This is a genomic window from Kitasatospora sp. NPDC085879 (assembly GCF_040686255.1).
Taxonomy (GTDB): Bacteria; Actinomycetota; Actinomycetes; order Streptomycetales; family Streptomycetaceae; genus Kitasatospora.
Genome location: NZ_JBFBJZ010000064.1, coordinates 23,596 through 41,386 on the forward strand (window position 1 = coordinate 23,596; position 17,791 = coordinate 41,386).

Genomic DNA, 17,791 nt, shown 5'->3' on the forward strand with positions numbered 1-17,791 from the left:
TCGGATCCTGTAGAGTTCTTCCTGTCGGAGCGGGAACGCGCCGGACAGATGGTGGGTGTAGCTCAGTTGGTAGAGCACCTGGTTGTGGTCCAGGTGGCCGCGGGTTCGAGTCCCGTCACTCACCCCAATCGCCAGAGGGCCCGATCTCTTCACGAGATCGGGCCCTCTGGCTTTTCCGCGTTCGCGACTCTGCGGCTCGCGCGCGGTGCGGCGCAGGTCACCCCTCCCCAGCGAATCTACCGGCAAGTAACATGTCGCCCATGACCACCACACCCTCGATCGGGCAGCTGCTCGACTCCACCGTCCCGATGGCCCGCACGCTCAAGCTGGAGTACCTGGAGACGAGCCCCGAGCGGGCCGTGCTCCGACTGCCGGACCAGCCTGAGTTCCACAACCACCTGGCCGGCCCGCACGCGGGCGCCATGTTCACGCTGGCCGAGTCGGCGAGCGGCTGCATCGTGCTGGCCGCGTTCAGCGACCAGCTGTCGCAGGCCGTGCCGCTCGCGGTGAAGGCCGAGATCGCCTACAAGAAGCTGGCCATGGGCGAGGTGACCGCCACCGCCACCCTCGGCCGCACCGCCGAGGAGATCGTCGCGGAGCTGGACAGGGGCGAGCGGCCGGAGTTCCCCGTCACCGTGGAGATCACCCGCGCCGACGGCGCCGTGACCGGTGTGATGACCATCACCTGGACGCTCCGCCCCAACTCCTGAGTGACGACTCCCAGGTGACGACGGCGGAGTGACGACTCCCGGGTGACGACCCCGGGTGACGACGGCGGAGCCCGGGCCGGACGACGGCCCCGGACTCCGCCGGCCCCGACCGCGGGCCGCCGGGCGGCCCTCCGGCATCAGGCCGAGTCCCGCACCACCAGCTCGGTGGCCAGCACCACCTGCCGCCGCGCGCGGCCGCGTTCGGCGATCTCGTCGAGCAGCAGGCGGGCCATCGTCCGCCCCATCTCCTCGATCGGCTGCCGGATGCTGGTCATCGGCGGGTCGGTGTGCCGGGCGACGATCGAGTCGTCGAAGCCGATCACCGCGACCTGGTCGGGCACCCGCCGGCCCGCCGCGCGCAGCACCTGCATCGCACCGGCGGCCATCAGGTCGGAGGCGCAGAAGACGCCGTCGAGGTCGGGCCGACGCTCCAGCAGCTCACGCATCGCCAGCCGGCCGCCCTCCTCGGTGAAGTCGGCGAGCCCGACGAGTTCCTCGTCGTACGGCCGGCCGGCCTCCTCCAGCGCCCGGCGGTAGCCGCCGAGGCGGGCATGGGCGACCTCCATGTCCAGCGGACCGGTGATGGTGGCCACCTCGCGGCAGCCGCGGCGCAGCAGGTGCCGCACGGCCATCCTGGCGCCGCCCGCGTTGTCGGCGTGCACATAGCTCAGCGGTTCCAGGTCGCCGCGGCGACCGGCGAGCACGGAGGGGATCTCCAGGCTCTCCAGGATGCTCGGCAGCGGGTCGTCCTGGTGCACGGAGACGAGGAGTACGCCGTCCACGCGCTGGGCGGTCAGATAGGCCGAAAGTCGTTCCCGCTCGCGCTGGTTGCGCACCAGGATCAGCAGCAGCTGCATGTCGGTCTCGGCGAGCTCCGCCGAGACGCCGCTGATGATGTCGGAGAAGTAGGGCTCGGAGAAGAGCCGGGTCTCCGCCTCGGGCACCACCAGGGCGACCGAGTCGGTGCGCGAGGTGACCAGGGTGCGGGCGGCCCGGTTGGGGACGTAGCCCAGCTCCGCGATGGCGGCCTGGACGGCCTCGCGGGCCTTGTCGCTCACCCGGGGCGAGCCATTGATCACCCGGGACACCGTGCCGCGCCCGACCCCGGCCAGCGCGGCCACCTCCTCCAGCGTGGGGCGCGCGGAGCTCCTGCCGCCCGCCCCGGCGCCGCCCAGGGGCCCTGCGGGGGGCTGTGCGGTCTGGCTCATCGCTCACCTCTTGGAAGTCCTCATGGCGCCTTGCGGGCCGATTGCTGCTCATTGTGGCCGGTTTCGGCCGCCGGGGAACCCGCGGTACGACCGCACGTTCCCCGGCCGGGCCCGCCGACCGGTGCGACCCGGCCGGGAGGGCCCTGCGCCCGACCGTACGCGGGTGTCCGTGCGGGCCGGTGACCGGTGCCGCCAGGACACCGTTTCGCGACTCCCAGGACACGCTCCGGCAACGGATACGACGTCAGCCCTTGACACCCGACCCCGCGACGAAGGAACCTTCCGGCATGCGCTGTGGGAGCGCTCCCACACTCTAGTGGTGAATCGCCCCCGGCAACAGCGCCTCGGCCACCGGTCCTACGGGTACGCCCGACGGGCCTGAGGCACCGGTCTCCCACGGTCGGCACAGCCGCGCCGGCCCGCACGCCCCGGTAACGCCCGGGAAACCCGCAACCCCCGGGCAACACTCCGGCGGCAGACCGAGCACCACCTTCTCCAGCCGCATCGCACCACCCATCGCACCACCCACCGCGCAGCACACCCGATGCCCCACCCGGAACAAGGAGAACGCCATGCGCAGCACTTCCCGCCCCCGCAGAGCGGCCGTCCTGGCCACCGCCGTCCTCGCCTCCTCCGCGCTGCTGCTCACCGCGTGCAGCAGCAGCGGTGACAAGGGCGGGTCGGACGGCGCCTCGTCGGCCGCGGGCGAGAAGATCACCCTGACCGTCGGCGACTTCGGCACCTTCGGCTACAAGGAGGCCGGCCTCTACGACGAGTACATGGCCGCCCACCCGAACGTCACCATCAAGGCGGACACCACCCAGGACGGCCAGAAGTACTGGGACGCGCTGACCACGCACCTCGCCTCCGGCAGCGGCCTCTCCAACATCCAGGCGGTCGAGGTGGGCTACATCGCCCAGGCCACCGGCACGCTGGGCGACAAGTTCGCCGACCTCGGCAAGACCGAGGGCGTCAACGCGAGCGCCTGGCTGCCGTGGAAGTCGAAGCAGGCCACCACCGCCAAGGGTGCGCTGATCGGCCTCGGCACCGACATCGGCCCGATGGCCGTCTGCTACCGCAAGGACCTGTTCCAGCAGGCCGGCCTGCCGACCGACCGCGCCGAGGTCGCCAAGCTGTGGGCGGGCGACTGGACGAAGTTCGTCGACGCCGGCAAGCAGTACCAGGCCAAGGCCCCGGCCGGCACCTTCTTCACCGACTCGGCGAGCGGCCTGTTCAACGCCGCGCTCTCGGCCCAGACCCAGCAGTACTCGGACGACTCCGGCAAGCTCGTCTACAAGGACAGCCCGGGCGTCAAGAAGGCCTGGGACGTGGCCGTCAGCGCCTCGCAGGCGAAGATCAGCGCCGGCCTGCGCCAGTTCCAGGACAACTGGAACTCCGCCTTCGCCAACGCCAAGTTCGCCACGGTGGTCTGCCCGTCCTGGATGACCGGCATCATCAGCAAGTACTCCGGCGACTCCGGCAAGGGCAAGTGGGACATCGCCGCCCCGCCGGTCGCCTCCAACTGGGGCGGCGCGTTCCTGACCGTCCCGAAGGCCGGCAAGCACCAGAAGGAGGCCGCCGCCCTCGCCGCCTGGCTGACCGCGCCGGAGCAGCAGGCGAAGGTCTTCACCAAGGTCGGCAACCTGCCCTCCACCACGGCCGGCCTGGAGCTGCCCGCGGTCCAGAGCGCCAAGCTCGACTACTTCGGCGACACCCCGACCGGCCAGATCTTCGCCTCCACCGCCAAGGGCATCCAGCCCGCCCCGATCGGCGAGCAGGACGGCACCGTGAAGACGATCATCACCGACAACGGCGTCCTCGACATCGAGGAGCACGGCACCGACCCGGCCAAGGCCTGGGCGAACGTCGTGAAGCTGGTCGAGGACAAGGTCAACGGCTGACCCGCCCGGACCGGCGACAGCCCGGTCCGCACCGCCCGGCCGGGCCCCGTGCCCGGCCGGGCACCCGCACCACCGCCGACAGCCACTCCCGGGAAGGACCTACCCAGTGGCCACCTCCATCCGAGCCGCGGCCGAGGACGGCTCGGCGCCGACCACCGCCCCCGGCGGCAGCCGCACCCCGGCCGCCCCGCAGCGCTCCGACCGGCGCTCGCGCCTGTACCGCCTCGACCTCAAGGCGTCGCCGTACGCGTACATCGCACCGTTCTTCCTCTGCTTCGCCGCGTTCGGCCTGTTCCCGCTGATCTGGACGGGCTGGCTCTCGCTGCACCGCGTCGACCTGCTCAACCAGGACGTCATGGACTGGCGCGGCGTCGACAACTACACCCGGCTCTGGGACACCGACCAGTTCTGGACGGCACTGCGGAACACCTTCACCATCGGGGTGATCTCCACCGTCCCGCAGCTGCTGATGGCCCTCGGCCTGGCCCACCTGCTCAACTACCGGATGCGCGGCCGCGGCTTCCTGCGGGTGGCGATCCTCGCCCCGTACGCGACCTCGATCGCCGCGGCGACCCTGGTCTTCGTCCAGCTGTTCAACCCCGACTACGGAATGATCAACTGGCTGCTGTCCATGGTCGGCATCGACCGCACCGACTGGTACTCGGAGACCTGGCCGTCCCAGATCGCCATCTCCACCATCGTCACCTGGCGGTGGACGGGCTACAACGCGCTGATCTACCTGGCCGCCATGCAGGCCGTCCCGAAGGACCTCTACGAGGCCGCGAGCCTGGACGGCGCCTCGCGCTGGCAGCAGTTCACCAAGGTCACCGTCCCCTCGATCCGCCCCACCATCCTGTTCACCATCATCGTGTCGACGATCGGCGCCACCCAGCTCTTCGGTGAGCCGCTGCTCTTCGGCGGCGGCGTCGGCGTCAGCGGCGGCTCGGCGCACCAGTACCAGACCCTCGGTCTCTACATGTACGAGCTGGGCTGGCCCAGCCGACAGCTCGGCCGGGCCTCGGCGGTGGCCTGGACGATGCTGCTGATCCTGCTGCTGGTCGGCGCGGTCCAGATGCTGATCGCCCGCCGCAACCGCACCAAGCTGGGAGGCTGAACCATGGCCGTCATCTCCACCGCCCCGCTGCGCCGGCGGATGCGCCCCGGCGCCGGCGACCAGGACAAGGCCGGCCCGCTGACGTACGCGGTCCTCGCGATCGCCGCCGTCGTGTCGCTCTTCCCGCTGTACTGGACCTTCGTCGCGGCCAGCAACACCGGTGAGCGAGTGGCCCAGTCGCCGCCGCCCATGGTGCCGAGCGGCGAGCTCTGGACCAACATCACCACCGCCTGGAGCCAGGCGGACATGGGCAAGGCGCTGCTGAACTCCACCGTCGTCGCGGGCTGCGTCTCGCTCTCCACGGTGCTGTTCTCCACCCTCGCCGGCTTCGCCTTCGCCAAGCTGCGCTTCCGCGGCCGCAACGCGCTGCTGACCCTGGTCGTCGCCACCATGACCATTCCGCCGCAGCTCAGCGTCATCCCGCTCTACCGGATCATCACCGACCTGAACTGGGGCAACCAGCTCAAGGCCGTGATCCTGCCCTCGCTGGTGGCGGCCTTCGGCGTCTTCTTCATGCGGCAGTTCCTGTCGGAGGCGCTCCCGCTGGAGCTCATCGAGGCCGCCCGGGTGGACGGCGCGCACAGCCTGCGGATCGTCTGGCACGTCGTGCTGCCGATCGCGCGTCCGGCGATGGCCGTCCTGGGCATGCTGGTGTTCGTGCAGTCCTGGAACGACTTCTTCTGGCCGTTCGTGGTGCTCACCCAACAGAATCCGACCGTCCAGGTCGCGCTGTCCTCCATCGGCGGCGGCAGCGGCCACGACATCAACCAGGCGGTGATCATGACCGGCGCACTGGTGGGGACCCTGCCGCTGCTGCTGATCTTCGCCGTCCTGGGCAAGCACATCGTCGGCGGCATCACGGCCGGCGCGGTGAAGAGCTGACCCGCCGTCCCACCCGTCCCACACCTGACTATGGGAGCGCTCCCGTATGACCGTCACCGACCCTCACACCACGGCCGGCCTCGCGGCCGAGCATCGCACCGGAGCCTTCCCGTCGGGGTTCGCCTGGGGTGCGGCCACCGCCGCCTACCAGATCGAGGGCGCCGCAGCCCAGGACGGCCGCACCCCCTCGATCTGGGACACCTTCAGCCACACCCCCGGCAAGGTCGCCAACGGCGACACCGGCGACACCGCGGTCGACCACTACCATCGCTTCCGTGACGACGTGCGGATGATGGCCGACCTCGGCCTCACCGCGTACCGCTTCTCGCTCTCCTGGCCCCGCATCCAGCCCACCGGGCGCGGCCCCGCCGTCGAGCGCGGCCTCGACTTCTACCGGGCCCTCGCCGACGAGCTGCTCGCCCACGGCATCACCCCGGTCGCCACCCTCTACCACTGGGACCTCCCGCAGGAGTTGGAGGACGCCGGCGGCTGGCCGCACCGGGAGACCGCGTACCGCTTCGCCGAGTACGCCCACCTCGCCGCCGAGGCGCTCGGCGACCGGATCGGCATCTGGACCACCCTCAACGAGCCCTGGTGCAGCGCCTTCCTCGGCTACGCCTCCGGCGTCCACGCCCCCGGCCGCACCGACCCGGGCGACTCGCTGCGCGCCGCCCACCACCTCAACCTCGGCCACGGCCTGGCCGTCGGCGCCCTGCGCGCCGCCCTGCCCGCCACCGCCCAGCTGGCCGTCTCGCTCAACCTGCACGCGGTGCGGCCGCACAGCGCGCACCCGGGCGACCTAGAGGCGGCCCGCCGGATCGAGGCCGTCGGCAACCGGATCTGGACCGGCCCGATGTTCAAGGGCCGCTACGACGAGGACCTGCTCGCCGACACCGCCCACCTGGTCGACTGGGACACCCTGGTGCAGCCCGGCGACCTCGCCGAGATCTCCCGGCCGATCGACCTGCTCGGGCTGAACTACTACAACCCGACCGTGGTCTCCTCGGCGGAGAACGCCGAGAACCTGCCCCGGCACGACGGGCACGGCGAGAGCGCCTTCACCCCCTGGCCGGGCGCCGGCGACGTCGCCTTCCACCTCGCGCCCGGCGACGTCACCGCGATGAACTGGCCGATCGACCCGACCGGGCTCTCCGACTCGCTGATCGCCCTGCACCGCGAGTTCGGCCTGCCGCTGCTGGTCACCGAGAACGGTGCCGCCTTCGAGGACACCGTGGGCGAGGACGGCACCGTCCACGACCCCGAGCGGGCCGCCTACGTCCGGGGCCACCTCGCCGCCGTCGCCGACGCCATCGCCGCCGGCGCCGACGTCCGCGGCTACTTCCTGTGGTCACTCCTCGACAACTTCGAGTGGGCGTACGGCTACGAGAAGCGCTTCGGCATCGTCCACGTCGACTACGAAACCCTGGTGCGCACGCCCAAGACCAGCGCCCGCTGGTACGCCGAGGCGATCCGCACCGGACGCCTGGACCACGCCATCCAGCAGCGGTGATGACGGTGCGTCACCGCGCCGCGTGACTCCGCCCGGGTTCGCTCGTTCTCCTCTCACGTGCGACCCCATCACGCGGCACCACCGCGGCCCGACCGTCCAGCCGGCGGACCTCCCCGCCGGAGCGCACGACGGCGGGCCGGAAAGCTGGCGGCCGGCGGCGCGATCCTCGCCCAGCTGTGGGGGTTTGGGCTGGGGATCTGCGACGCCCGTGCCGCCGAAGGACCGGGGCCCGGCCTGATCGACCGGGTCGGAGCCCCGGCCCTTCTCCACCACCTCGGCGGGGACGCCGCCCCCGTCGTCGAGCAGCAGACCGGGCCGGTCGAGGAGGTGCTCCGGGACCGGATCAGGGTGGACGGTCTCCCACTGCCAGGACAGGCCGCCACCGTGCCCGACGCCTTCGCCATCGCCGCCGGTCTGCTCCCCGCCGTCTCCCCGCCACCGCGGGGGGACGGCGGTGGCGTCTCCGCCCCCGACCCCGCCGCCTCCGCGCCCGGGGACGCCGCCACGCCCACCCTCCCGGACGCAACCGGCGAGGCACCTGCGACGGCCGGTCCGGCGCCGGCGGAGGGCCCGGCGGACGCCGCGGCCGCCGACGTCCGACCGACCCGGCGGCCGGCACCGGCCGGCCTCCCCTCGGGCGCCCCGGCCGTGGAGCGGCCCGGCCCGGTCGCGGGCGGTTTCAGCGCCGTGCCCACCGTCCGGGCCGGCGGCGCGGATGCGGTGGCCGTGGGCCTCCCCATCCTCGCCGGACTGCTGCTCACCGCCCTGGCGACCTACAAGCACCGCGGCCTGCCCAGCGGGCACTGAACGTCCGGACGATCGCGGCGCGGTACGTGCCCGTCAGTGGAAGGCGCCCGGCGGGGGCGCCGGCGAGGGGACGGCCGAGGCGTCCACGACCGCGGCGGCGCCCGCCGTGAAGTCGGCCAGGGCGCGACCGTGTTCGACCCGGCCGAGCGCCGCGTCCGAGGCGACCCTGCGGCCGAGCTCCTCCAGCGGCAGCGGCGCCGTCCCGGCGACCAGGATCAGGTTCCCGAACCGCTTCCCGCGCAGCACCGCCGGGTCCGCCACCAGACACACCTCGGCGAACACCGTGAGCAGCGTCGCGGTCTGCGCGCGGGCGAAGGCCAGTGACGAACCGTCGGTGATGTTGACGACCAGGCGTCCGCCCGGGGCGAGGGCCCGCGCGGCGAGAGCGGCGAACTCCACGGTGGCGCAGTGCGCGGGCACCCTGGCACCGGAGAAGACGTCCGCGACCACCAGGTCGGCGGCGCCCTCCGTGGCGCGCTCCAGGACCGCGCGGGCGTCCGCACCGCGCACCCGGATCTGCCAACCGCGGTCCATCGGGAGCTCGGCCCGGACGAGTGCGGTCAGCGCGGTGTCGATCTCGGCGACCTGCTGGCGGGAGCGCGGCCGGGTCGCCGCGACGTAGCGGGGCAGGGTGAGGGCGCCGCCACCCAGGTGCAGGGCGGTGATCGGGCGGCCGGGCGGGGCGGCGAGATCGATCAGGTGCCCGATCCGGCGCTGGTACTCGAAGCCGAGATGGGTGGGGTCGGCCAGGTCGACCAGGGACTGCGGGGCGCCGTCCAGCAGCAGCTCCCAGGCCCGCGGCCGGTCCCGGTCCGGCCGCAGCTCGGCGATCCCGGAGTCCACCCGCACCGTCAGCGGCCCCTGCCGGTGACTCCGCCCCTCGGCCCCCGTCACCTCCGGAGCAGCCTCCGCCTTTCCCCTGCCAGCACGTCCCATGCGCCCATTATCGACGCGACCTCTCGGCGCAGGGTGCACCGCGTGGGGGCACCCACCTCGTTCAGAAGGGTCCGAGGCCACCTGCGGTGAGGGTGCAGGCGGCTTCGCAGAGGGCGGAGCGGAGCACCCAGGGGTCAGTCGGCCTGGCGATGGACTTCGGGCCGGCGGGGGGCATGATCCAGCGGGGGTCGGTGGCGGGCAGCAGGACGGCGCCGGGGCTACAGGAGCTGCCGGGGAGGTGCCAGCCGCGGGCGGTGCCGGCGGGGACGAGGAAGGAGATGGCGGCGCCGCCGCGGCTCTGCAGTACGGCGCCGCAGGCACCGCGGAGGCGGAGGATGTCCACGGCCTCCAGCCCGTGCCGGACGGTGACGGTGACGGTGTCGTAGCCGACCCCGGCCGCGGCGCCGGCGGCCCCCTGCCCCGCCCGGGCGCCGGTCGCGCCGCCCCCGCCGGCCGACCGCGTGCCGTCGGTGCCGTCCGGCAGCAGGGCCGGGGCCACTCCGGCGGGCAGCCCGGGGGCGGTCGGCCGGCGGTACTGCGGTGCTCGGGTGGCCATGGGGACCTCCTGTCGTCAGGTCGGACGCCCTGGGCCGCCCGATCGTGTGGGGGACGGGTGCGGGGCTTCCACGTAACAGGACAACGCGGGCAGGGGCCGCAAGGCCACGGGCGCGTCTACAGCAAGACATGGCATTTCATGGCGGAACCCGGCAGCGACGCACTCAATGTCCGCATTTGCCCCGAAGAATTCCGCTCACCCGCCGCAGCCGACCGGTGACTGCCGGTACTGTCGTGCCGGCACCGAGCGGACCCCCACCGGCCCGTCGCGGCGCGGCATTCGCCGCGGCGCCACTCTGCACGACCCTCGGAGCGCAGCCATGGCAGCCACGAGTCCCGGCCGTCCACGGCCCGAGCCGGCCGTCCCCAACACGGCGATGCGCGAGCTGCGCGGCGACCGCTCCCCCGGCGAGTTCGCCACCGCGGTGCGCCGGGCGGCGCGGGAGATCGGCGAGCACGTGTCCTGTGACGCGCGCTATGTCGGCCGGGTCGAGTCGGGTGAGATCCGCTGCCCCAACTACGCCTACGAGCGGGTGTTCCGGCACATGTGGCCGGGCCGGTCGCTGGCCGAGCTGGGCTTCGCGCCGCGGACGGCGGTCCGCGGACGCCCGGCGGAGGCCGCGGCGCCGGCCGCGCCCGCCCCCGAGGCTCCGCACCACTGTGACGAGGAGAACGACGACGTGTACCGCCGTACGTTCCTGACCGGCGGCCCGACCGCCCTGGCGGCCGCGCTGGGCCTGGACGGCACCGGGCCGGCCGCCGCCTTCGCCGGACCGCCCGCGCACCCCGTGCCGGCCCCCCGCCGGGTGGGTTCCGCCGAGATCGAGGGGGTCGAGCAGGCCGTCCGGGAGATCCGGCTGCTGGACGACGCGCAGGGCGCGGACGGCCTGTTCGAGCGGGCCGGGCAGTCGCTGCGCAGCGCGTACGTGCTGCTGAACGAGGGGCTGTACTCGACCGCGGCGGAGCGGAGGCTGCAGGCGGGCGCCGGGGAACTGGCCATCTCGGTGGGCTGGTTGGCACACGACTCGAACCGGCTGGCGGACGCCAGGTCGTTCTACTCGGAGGCGCTGGCCACGGCACGGATGGCGGGGGACGCGGCGCTGGAGGCCCATGTGTTCTGCAACAGCGCCTTCCTGGCGCGGGACGCTGGGCGGCCGCGGGAGGCGCTGCGGGCCGCGCAGGCGGGGCAGGCGGCGGCCCGGGGGCTGGGGTCGGACCGGCTGATGGCGCTGCTGGCGCTGCGCGAGGCGGGCGGCTGGGCGGTGCTGAGGGACCGTCCGTCCTGCGAGCGGGCGCTGGCAAGGTCCTCGGCGCTGTTCGAGCGGGGGCCGTCGGAGGCGGACCCGGAGTGGATGTCGTTCTTCGGCGAGGCTGAGCTGGCCGGGCTGGAGGCGCAGTGCTGGTCGGCGCTGGGCGAGTGGGAGCTGGCCGGGCGGCGGGCGGAACGGGCGATGGCGCTGCAGGATCCGCACTTCGTCCGCAACCGGGCGCTGTACACGGCGGAGCTGGCGCACGACCGGCTGGGCCTGGGCGACCTGGCGGGGGCGGCGGGCCACGGCTCGGCGGCGGTGGTGCTGCTCGGCGGCGTCCGCTCGGCACGGATCCGGGCGATGCTGGCGGGCACCGCCGGCCGGTTGCGCGGGCACGGCGCGGTGCCGGAGGTGGCGGAGTTCCTGACCGCGTACGACGGTGCGGTGGGGGCCGCCTGACGGCCCGTGCGGGACGGACCGTCAGGATCGCGCTCAGTCGAGGTGGCTGTGGTCGTTCCAGATCTCGACGGCGGGCAGGCCGTACTCCCAGGAGAGCACCGAGAGGGCGGCGGTGCCGAGCTTGAAGCGCTGGGCATTCTCGGGCGGCAGGCCGAGCCAGCGGGCGGTGAGGATGCGCAGCAGGTGGCCGTGGGCGAAGAGGACCACGTCGCAGTCGGCGGCGTGCATGGTGGTGGTCTCGGGGTGCGGGATGCCGTGGGTGCCCCTGAGTTCGTCGAGGAAGCCGTCGACGCGGGCGGCGACCTCGGAGAGCTTCTCGCCGCCGGGCACGCCGTCGCGCCAGATCAGCCAGCCGGGCTGGTCGGTGGCGCGGATGTCGTGGCCGGTGCGGCCCTCGTACTGCCCGTAGTCCCACTCCATGAGCTCGGGGCGGTCGACGGCGCGGGGGCCGAAGCCGGAGAGTTCGGCGGTCTCTCGGGCGCGGGAGAGCGGGCTGGTGTAGACGACGGCGTCGGTGAGGCCGTTCCAGGGGGCGCGGGCGAGCCGCTTGCCGAGGGCGCGGGCCATCGCGCGGCCCTCCTCGGTGAGGGGGACGTCGGTGCGACCGGTGTGCTGGCCGGTGGCCGACCAGGCGGTCTCGCCGTGGCGGACGAGCACGATGCGGGCGGGCATGGGTGGACTCCTCGCAGCAGGGTTCGCGGCGGCCTGCTCGCCATTGAGGGCCGGGTCACCATGATCCCGCACCCTGCGGCCACCCGCCGGTGGGGGCTGTTCCGTTCCGTCGCCCCGCCCTGCCGGCCCCGGTGCGGGGCCGATCCGGAGGTCTCACCCCCGATTGTCGGTGGCGGATGCAACACTGGGCCGCACCATGAACGTCTCGCACCTGGGGCAGTCAGAGCCGCTCGCCCAGCGGCTCTCCGAGCTGCGCGGCCGGGCGCCGCAGCGCAGTCTCGACGCCCGTGCCCTCGCCGCGCTCGCCGCCAATCCGGGCTGCCGCCGCCGCTCGCTGCTGGACGCCGCCGGCGTCGACAAGAGCGCGCTCGCCCGGCAGTTGGGGCGCCCGGCCCCGTTCGGCCAGTCGCCCTTCGCACTCGCCCGCGGCAACGTCTTCGAGGCCCGGTTGAAGGAGGACGGCTACGCCGCCCTGCTGGAGCCGCTCCGCCGCCACCTCGGTCTGCCGGAGGAGAGCGTCGCCCCGCTCGCCGTGCCGGACCTGCTGCGCCGCTCCTCCCCCGCGGTGCGTGCCGAGCGCACCCGGGAGGCGCTGGCCGAGGCGGCGGCCGATCCGTCGGTCTGGACGCTGCTGGACCATCCGATGCTCCGGCTGACGGTGGCCGGCAGCCCGGCCCACCTGGAGCCGGACGCGGTGCTGGTGCACGGCGGCCGCTGCACGGTGGTGGAGATCAAGTCCTTCCCGGTGCTGGACGGCTCCGCCGACCCGGCGAAGGTCGGCGCGGCGGCCCGCCAGGCGGCGGTGTACGTGCTGGCGCTGCAGGAGACGGCGGCGGCGTTGGCCGGGGTGCCGGTCGAGGCGGATCCGTACCGCGTCCAGGAGCTGCCCGGCAGCCCGTCGACGACGGTGCTGCTGGTCTGCCCGAAGGACTTCTCCAACCGGCCGACCGCGGCCGCGGTGGACGTCCGCCGCGAGCTCGCCACCACCCGCCGCCAACTGGCCCGGATGACCGGCATCGGCCAGCTGCTGGCCGCCCTACCGGACGGCACCACCTTCGACCTGGTGCCGGACGAGGGGGGCGCGCCGACCCGGCCCGCCGAGGAGCTGGCCGCCGCGGTGGGCACCGTCCCGGCCGCGTACAGCCCGGACTGCCTCTCCACCTGCGAGCTCGGCTTCCACTGCCGGTCCCAGGCCCGCTGCTCGGACGCGGTGGACCAGTTGGGGCGCGGGGTGCGCGGCGAGCTCGGCTCGATCCGCACCGTGGCGGAGGCGCTGGCCGCCGCCGGGGCGGCCGGGGGCGGGGCGCGGGACGACGCACCGGACGACGCGCCACATGACGCGGAGGTCGACGAGGCCGCCGCCCGGCTGCGGTACGCGGCGGCGCTGCGCGCCGAGGCGCTGGGCATGGTGGCCCGGTGAGCCTGCTCTCCACGCTGGCCCGGCTGCAGGCCGTCCGCAGCGGGCGGGCCGAGCCGCTGGCCACGGTGTGCCACCGCCGGCTCTCGGAGCGTCCGATGGTCGTGGTGCCGCTGGCCGCGGCGGGCGAGGCCGGCGCCCCGCTGGCCGTCATGCTGGGCACCGACCGGGAGGCGCCGCGGCTGCACATCGTGCCGCAGCCGCTCAACCGCGACCAGCGCTTCGACTTCCTGGCCCGCTTCGGCGCGGACCTGCTGCCGTACCTGGAGTCCTTCGCCGACGAGGTGGAGCACATCGAGGGCAGCGAGCGGGACGCCGAGACCGGCGAGAAGACCCCGGTCGTCCGCGAGCTGTGCGCGGACGCGCCGCAGCTGATCGTGCCGAACACCGGCTCGGTGCAGCACCTGGCGCTGATCGGACGCTCCACCCGCTTCCGCCGCACCGCGGAGGACCCGGAGCCGGGCCCCTACCCGGCGCCGACCCAGGTGCCGCTGCTGGGCCGCTGGCTGACGCACCTCACCGACCGGGCGCAGGTGCCCGGTTCCAGCCTGGTGCTACCGATGACGGCGCTGCTGTCCCGGCACTGGGCGACGGGGCAGAGCCACCTCGAGGACCAGCACCTGGCCGCCCTGCTGGCCTGGCACCGTGCGCCGGCCGGGCTGACCGGCGCGGAGGCCGCCGAGCAGGCGGAGAGCGAGCGGGACGCACACGGCCAGCTGGTGCGCCCGCCCGCCGGCCCGGCCACCGACCCGAAGTTCGACGAGCTGCTGCTGGCCCCGGCGATCACCCGGCACGACGCGGCGCTGGCCGCGGCCCGGTCGGCCGGCCCGGCGGACTCGGCCCGCGCCGAGCTGCTGGTCAAGCAGGCCGCCGAGCGGCTGCACGGCGTGCTGGAGCAGGTGCTGCTGCCGACCTGGGCGGACGTCTGGCACGGCCTCGACCTGCTGCGGGCGCTGCCGGAGGGCGCGCACGTCGCGGACCGCTGGGAGGGCGACCGCTGGTCGTACACCGGCCACCGGGACCGGCTGGCGGCCGGCGAGCCCCCGCAGCCGAAGCAGGACGACGCGGTGACCGCCGCCCGCAAGCTGGCACAGCGCGAGCGCGAGCAGGTCCGGCTGGAGGTGCAGGAGGCGCTGGACGACCCGCTGGCGATGGCGGAGCACCGGCTGTCCGGCGAGGCCTTCGCGGGCGAGGTGGTGGCGGTGGTGCCGGAGTACGACACCTCGGGGCGGTCGGCGAAGCCGCGGCCACTGCTGGTGGTGCGCACCGCGGACCGCCCGCACGCCGACGCCGGTCGGGAGGTGCACCGGGTGGGGGCCGCGACGCCGCAGCGCGGGGTGGTCGTCGGCTTCGACGCCGCGGAGGGCACCGTCACGGTGCGGGTGGTGTCCGGCATGGGGCGCCGCAAGGAGCCGGAGCCGGGCAGCCTGCCGGAGCCCGGCGAGCAGGTGGTGTTCACGCTGTTCGAGCTGACGCCGCGCCAGTCGGCGCCGCTGCCGGAGCCGGAGGACACCCCGTGGACGCACGGCGGCCCCCCGGGAGCCGCCCCGATGTCGGCGCGCAGCACGGAAGAGTGGGAATGACTGCGGGTATGACTGCCGATCAGGCACCGGGCACCGTCGCCGACGCCGCCGTGGCGGCCATTCTGGAGGCCGCGGTGCGGCCGGGCCCGGGCGCACCGCGCGGGGTGGTGGTGGACTCCCCGCCGGGCGCGGGCAAGTCCACCCTGGTGGTGCGCGCGGCCCGGGAGCTGGTCGCCTCCGGCGAGCGACTGATGATCGTCGCGCAGACCAACAGCCAGGTCGACGACCTGGTGGACCGGCTGGCCGTGAAGGGGCCGGACCTCACCGTCGGCCGGCTGCACGCGGGTGATTCGCGCCCGGCGCCGGAGGCGCTGCGGCACGCCAACGTGACGGCCTCCGAGAAGGTCGCCGACCTGCTGGAGCACGACGTGGTGGTCTCCACGGCGGCGAAGTGGCAGTGGGTGCGCACCGAGGCGCCGTGGCAGCACGCGATCGTCGACGAGGCGTACCAGATGCGCTCGGACGCGCTGCTGGCGGTGGCCCGGCTGTTCGAGCGGGCGCTGTTCGTCGGCGACCCGGGCCAGCTGGACCCGTTCACCGTGGTCGGCACCGACCAGTGGGCGGGCCTGTCGTACGACCCGTCGAGCAGTGCGGTGGTGACGCTGCTGGCGCACAATCCGGCGATCCGGCCGCACCGGCTGCCGGTGTCCTGGCGGCTGCCGGCCTCGGCGGCGCCGCTGATCTCGGCGGCGTTCTACCCGTACACGCCGTTCCGGGCCGGCACCGGCCCGGCGGAGCGGCGGCTGGCGGCAGCGGTCCGGGCGGACGGCTCGCCGGTGGACGCGGCGATCGACGAGGCGGTGGAGAGCGGCTGGGCGCTGCTGGAGCTGCCCGCCCGGCACACCGTGCGGACGGACCCGCAGGCGGTGGCTGCGGTGGCGGCGGTCGTCCGCCGGCTGCTGGACCGCGGGCTGACGGCCCACTCCGAGCAGGGCTCCGCGCCGGTCGAGCCGGGCCGGATCGCGGTCGGCACCGCGCACCGGGACCAGGCGGCGGCCGTCCGGCAGGCGCTGGCCGCGCTGGACGTGCCGGTGGACCCGGCGGCCGGCCCGGCGGTGACGGTGGACACCGCGAACCGGCTGCAGGGCCGTGAGTACGACGTCACCGTGGTGCTGCACCCGCTCTCCGGGCGGCCCGACGCGACCGCCTTCCACCTGGAGACCGGCCGGCTGTGCGTGCTGGCCTCGCGGCACCGGCACGCCTGCATCGTGGTGGCCCGGGCGGGGATCGCCGAGCTGCTCGACGAGCACCCGTCGACGGAGCCGGTGCAGCTCGGGGTGGCGGTGAAGTTCCCGGACGGCTGGGAGGCGAACCATGCGGTGCTGGCCCACCTGGCGGCGCACCGGGTGCGGCTGTCCTGAGGGCGGGCGGATCGGTCGGGGGCGCACGGTGGGTGACATGTGCGCCCCGGCCGGGAATAGCGACCTGGTGTGCACCGTTCCGATACCGGCCGCCGCCGCGCGACAATGGACGACGGCCAGTTTCCGCCACCAGCCCTCCGGAGGTGTCCGTCCATGCCCGATCCCCATGCACAGGCGTCCGACCAGAGCGGTGTTCCCGCGCCGGCCGCCCCGGGCCCGGGCACCCCTGCGCGTCGGCTGCGGCCGGCCCAGCTGATCTTCGAACCGCAGGCGGCCGAGCCGGAGCCGGAGCGTTTCTTCGATCTGGAGTCGATCGACGACCCGGCGGAACTGCTCCGTCGGTCCACCGAGTTGACCTTGGCCTTCCGGGCCGCGGCGGAGCGCGCCACGGACTTCCAGGCGATCGCCGCCGCGCAGCTCGCCGACACCCGCCGCTTCGACGCGATGACCCCGGCGGAGATCGCCGACCGCGCCGACTGGACGCCGGACTACGCGGTGCGGATGGTCGAGTACGGCCGCAGCCTGCAGAAGCAGCGCAGCGCGGAGCACTGATCCGGCCTGCCGGCGCCCGCCGAACCGGGCCTCTGGCATATGCGGCCGGTAAGGGTACGCCGGGGCCTGCCGCGGTGTCCGGCAAACGGGGTTTTCCGTCCGTTCCGTCGGCGGCAAGGTCCACGCTGCTGGGGTGGACATCTGGACGTATCAATCCGTGGAGTACGTCACTGTCGCCGGCGAGGCCTGGCTGGCCTCGGCCAGCGAGTACCCGCGCTCCATGCGTGCCCTGTGGGAGGCCCGCCCCTGGGCCTCCAGCGTGCTGCCCTGCGGCCGGGCCTTCGACGTGATCAGCATGCCGTCGCTGTTCGGCCGCCGGGTGCTGGACGAGCTGTGGTCCTCCGGTCCGGGCTGCGGCCCGGTCGCCGCCTTCCGCGGGCGCACCCTGCTGTTCGTCCAGCCCGGGGCGGCGCCCCGGCTGCGCACCCTGCTGGCCTGGGAGGAGTGGGCCCGCGACGTCCCGCCGCTGCTCTGCCACGGCAAGGGCGACGCGGTGACCGTTCCGCCGGTGCAGCGCATGCTGGACGCCCCGGACTCGCCCGGTCTCGGCGCCGGCCGCTGGATCGTCGCGCCGGACTCCCGGGAGCCGTGGCTGCCAGGTGCGGCCGTGGTGCTGTGGGCCTGTGTCCGAGCGGCCCGCGGCGAGACCGGGGCGTCCGCGCCGGCCCTCCCACAGGGCGCCGCGGAGGAGCCGGCCGGGGTGCTGCACCCGGCGCCGTCGGCCTGAGCCCGCCCGGGGGTATTCGATTTTGGCTCGGCCCGGAGCCGCTGCTAGAGTCTTCCACGTCAGCAGGCGCCGCTAGCTCAGTTGGTTAGAGCAGCTGACTCTTAATCAGCGGGTCCGGGGTTCGAGTCCCTGGCGGCGCACAGACGG

16 protein-coding genes and 2 tRNA genes are annotated in these 17,791 nt (G+C 74.4%); 14 read left to right on the top strand and 4 right to left on the bottom strand.

The window, feature by feature from the left end:
* Positions 1 to 51: 51 nt before the first annotated feature.
* Together AB0P35_RS33555 and AB0P35_RS33560 are read left to right on the top strand one after the other, a co-directional pair.
* Positions 52 to 127 (top strand) — tRNA-His (locus tag AB0P35_RS33555).
* Positions 128 to 260: 133 nt separating this feature from the next.
* Positions 261 to 710, top strand: coding sequence for a DUF4442 domain-containing protein (locus AB0P35_RS33560; RefSeq protein ID WP_363518463.1), 450 nt, complete (start codon positions 261 to 263; stop codon positions 708 to 710).
* 137 nt (positions 711 to 847) lie between these two features.
* Here AB0P35_RS33560 and AB0P35_RS33565 read toward each other — a convergent pair whose 3' ends face one another.
* Positions 848 to 1,918, bottom strand: a complete 1,071-nt coding sequence (locus AB0P35_RS33565; protein ID WP_257019193.1) for a LacI family DNA-binding transcriptional regulator — start codon at positions 1,916 to 1,918, stop codon at positions 848 to 850.
* 572 nt (positions 1,919 to 2,490) lie between these two features.
* On the opposite strand from AB0P35_RS33565, the gene AB0P35_RS33570 reads away from it, so the two are divergent.
* The 5 genes from AB0P35_RS33570 (at position 2,491) to AB0P35_RS33590 (ending at position 8,132) form a co-directional block, all read left to right on the top strand.
* Entirely contained in the window at positions 2,491 to 3,819 is a 1,329-nt protein-coding gene (locus tag AB0P35_RS33570; protein ID WP_363518466.1) for an ABC transporter substrate-binding protein, read from the top strand.
* Between the two features lie 106 nt (positions 3,820 to 3,925).
* Complete coding sequence (locus AB0P35_RS33575) at positions 3,926 to 4,933, top strand: sugar ABC transporter permease (RefSeq protein ID WP_363518468.1); 1,008 nt, start codon at positions 3,926 to 3,928, stop codon at positions 4,931 to 4,933.
* A gap of 3 nt (positions 4,934 to 4,936) precedes the next feature.
* Positions 4,937 to 5,815, top strand: a complete 879-nt coding sequence (locus AB0P35_RS33580) for a carbohydrate ABC transporter permease (RefSeq protein WP_095874770.1) — start codon at positions 4,937 to 4,939, stop codon at positions 5,813 to 5,815.
* A 46-nt stretch (positions 5,816 to 5,861) separates the two neighbouring features.
* Positions 5,862 to 7,325 carry a GH1 family beta-glucosidase gene (locus tag AB0P35_RS33585; protein ID WP_363518470.1) on the top strand — a complete coding sequence of 488 codons (1,464 nt, stop codon included), beginning with the start codon at positions 5,862 to 5,864 and terminating at the stop codon, positions 7,323 to 7,325.
* 57 nt (positions 7,326 to 7,382) lie between these two features.
* On the top strand, positions 7,383 to 8,132 hold the full coding sequence (locus tag AB0P35_RS33590) for a hypothetical protein (RefSeq protein ID WP_363518472.1): 750 nt from the start codon (positions 7,383 to 7,385) through the stop codon (positions 8,130 to 8,132).
* A 33-nt stretch (positions 8,133 to 8,165) separates the two neighbouring features.
* Here AB0P35_RS33590 and AB0P35_RS33595 read toward each other — a convergent pair whose 3' ends face one another.
* Positions 8,166 to 9,068: a fused MFS/spermidine synthase gene (locus AB0P35_RS33595; protein ID WP_363518474.1), complete on the bottom strand. Its 903-nt coding sequence runs from the start codon at positions 9,066 to 9,068 to the stop codon at positions 8,166 to 8,168.
* Positions 9,069 to 9,129: 61 nt separating this feature from the next.
* Positions 9,130 to 9,624 carry a hypothetical protein gene (locus tag AB0P35_RS33600; RefSeq protein WP_257019192.1) on the bottom strand — a complete coding sequence of 165 codons (495 nt, stop codon included), beginning with the start codon at positions 9,622 to 9,624 and terminating at the stop codon, positions 9,130 to 9,132.
* A 319-nt stretch (positions 9,625 to 9,943) separates the two neighbouring features.
* Between AB0P35_RS33600 and AB0P35_RS33605 the strand changes: the two genes are divergently transcribed.
* Entirely contained in the window at positions 9,944 to 11,332 is a 1,389-nt protein-coding gene (locus tag AB0P35_RS33605) for a tetratricopeptide repeat protein (protein WP_363518476.1), read from the top strand.
* 33 nt (positions 11,333 to 11,365) lie between these two features.
* On the opposite strand, the gene AB0P35_RS33610 is transcribed toward AB0P35_RS33605, so the two are convergent.
* Positions 11,366 to 12,004, bottom strand: a complete 639-nt coding sequence (locus AB0P35_RS33610; RefSeq protein ID WP_095874765.1) for a histidine phosphatase family protein — start codon at positions 12,002 to 12,004, stop codon at positions 11,366 to 11,368.
* 196 nt (positions 12,005 to 12,200) lie between these two features.
* On the opposite strand from AB0P35_RS33610, the gene AB0P35_RS33615 reads away from it, so the two are divergent.
* From AB0P35_RS33615 to AB0P35_RS33640, 6 genes are all read left to right on the top strand, one after another.
* Positions 12,201 to 13,424, top strand: a complete 1,224-nt coding sequence (locus tag AB0P35_RS33615; RefSeq protein ID WP_363518479.1) for a hypothetical protein — start codon at positions 12,201 to 12,203, stop codon at positions 13,422 to 13,424.
* Positions 13,421 to 15,004, top strand: a complete 1,584-nt coding sequence (locus tag AB0P35_RS33620; RefSeq protein WP_095874763.1) for a hypothetical protein — start codon at positions 13,421 to 13,423, stop codon at positions 15,002 to 15,004. The genes AB0P35_RS33615 and AB0P35_RS33620 overlap by 4 nt, the downstream gene beginning before the upstream one ends.
* Positions 15,005 to 15,012: 8 nt before the next feature.
* Positions 15,013 to 16,365, top strand: a complete 1,353-nt coding sequence (locus tag AB0P35_RS33625) for an AAA family ATPase (protein WP_363518481.1) — start codon at positions 15,013 to 15,015, stop codon at positions 16,363 to 16,365.
* Positions 16,366 to 16,518: 153 nt separating this feature from the next.
* Positions 16,519 to 16,917 carry a hypothetical protein gene (locus tag AB0P35_RS33630; RefSeq protein ID WP_257019191.1) on the top strand — a complete coding sequence of 133 codons (399 nt, stop codon included), beginning with the start codon at positions 16,519 to 16,521 and terminating at the stop codon, positions 16,915 to 16,917.
* Between the two features lie 157 nt (positions 16,918 to 17,074).
* On the top strand, positions 17,075 to 17,644 hold the full coding sequence (locus tag AB0P35_RS33635) for a bifunctional DNA primase/polymerase (RefSeq protein ID WP_363518483.1): 570 nt from the start codon (positions 17,075 to 17,077) through the stop codon (positions 17,642 to 17,644).
* Positions 17,645 to 17,710: 66 nt separating this feature from the next.
* Positions 17,711 to 17,784, top strand: a tRNA-Lys gene (locus tag AB0P35_RS33640).
* Positions 17,785 to 17,791 lie beyond the last annotated feature (7 nt).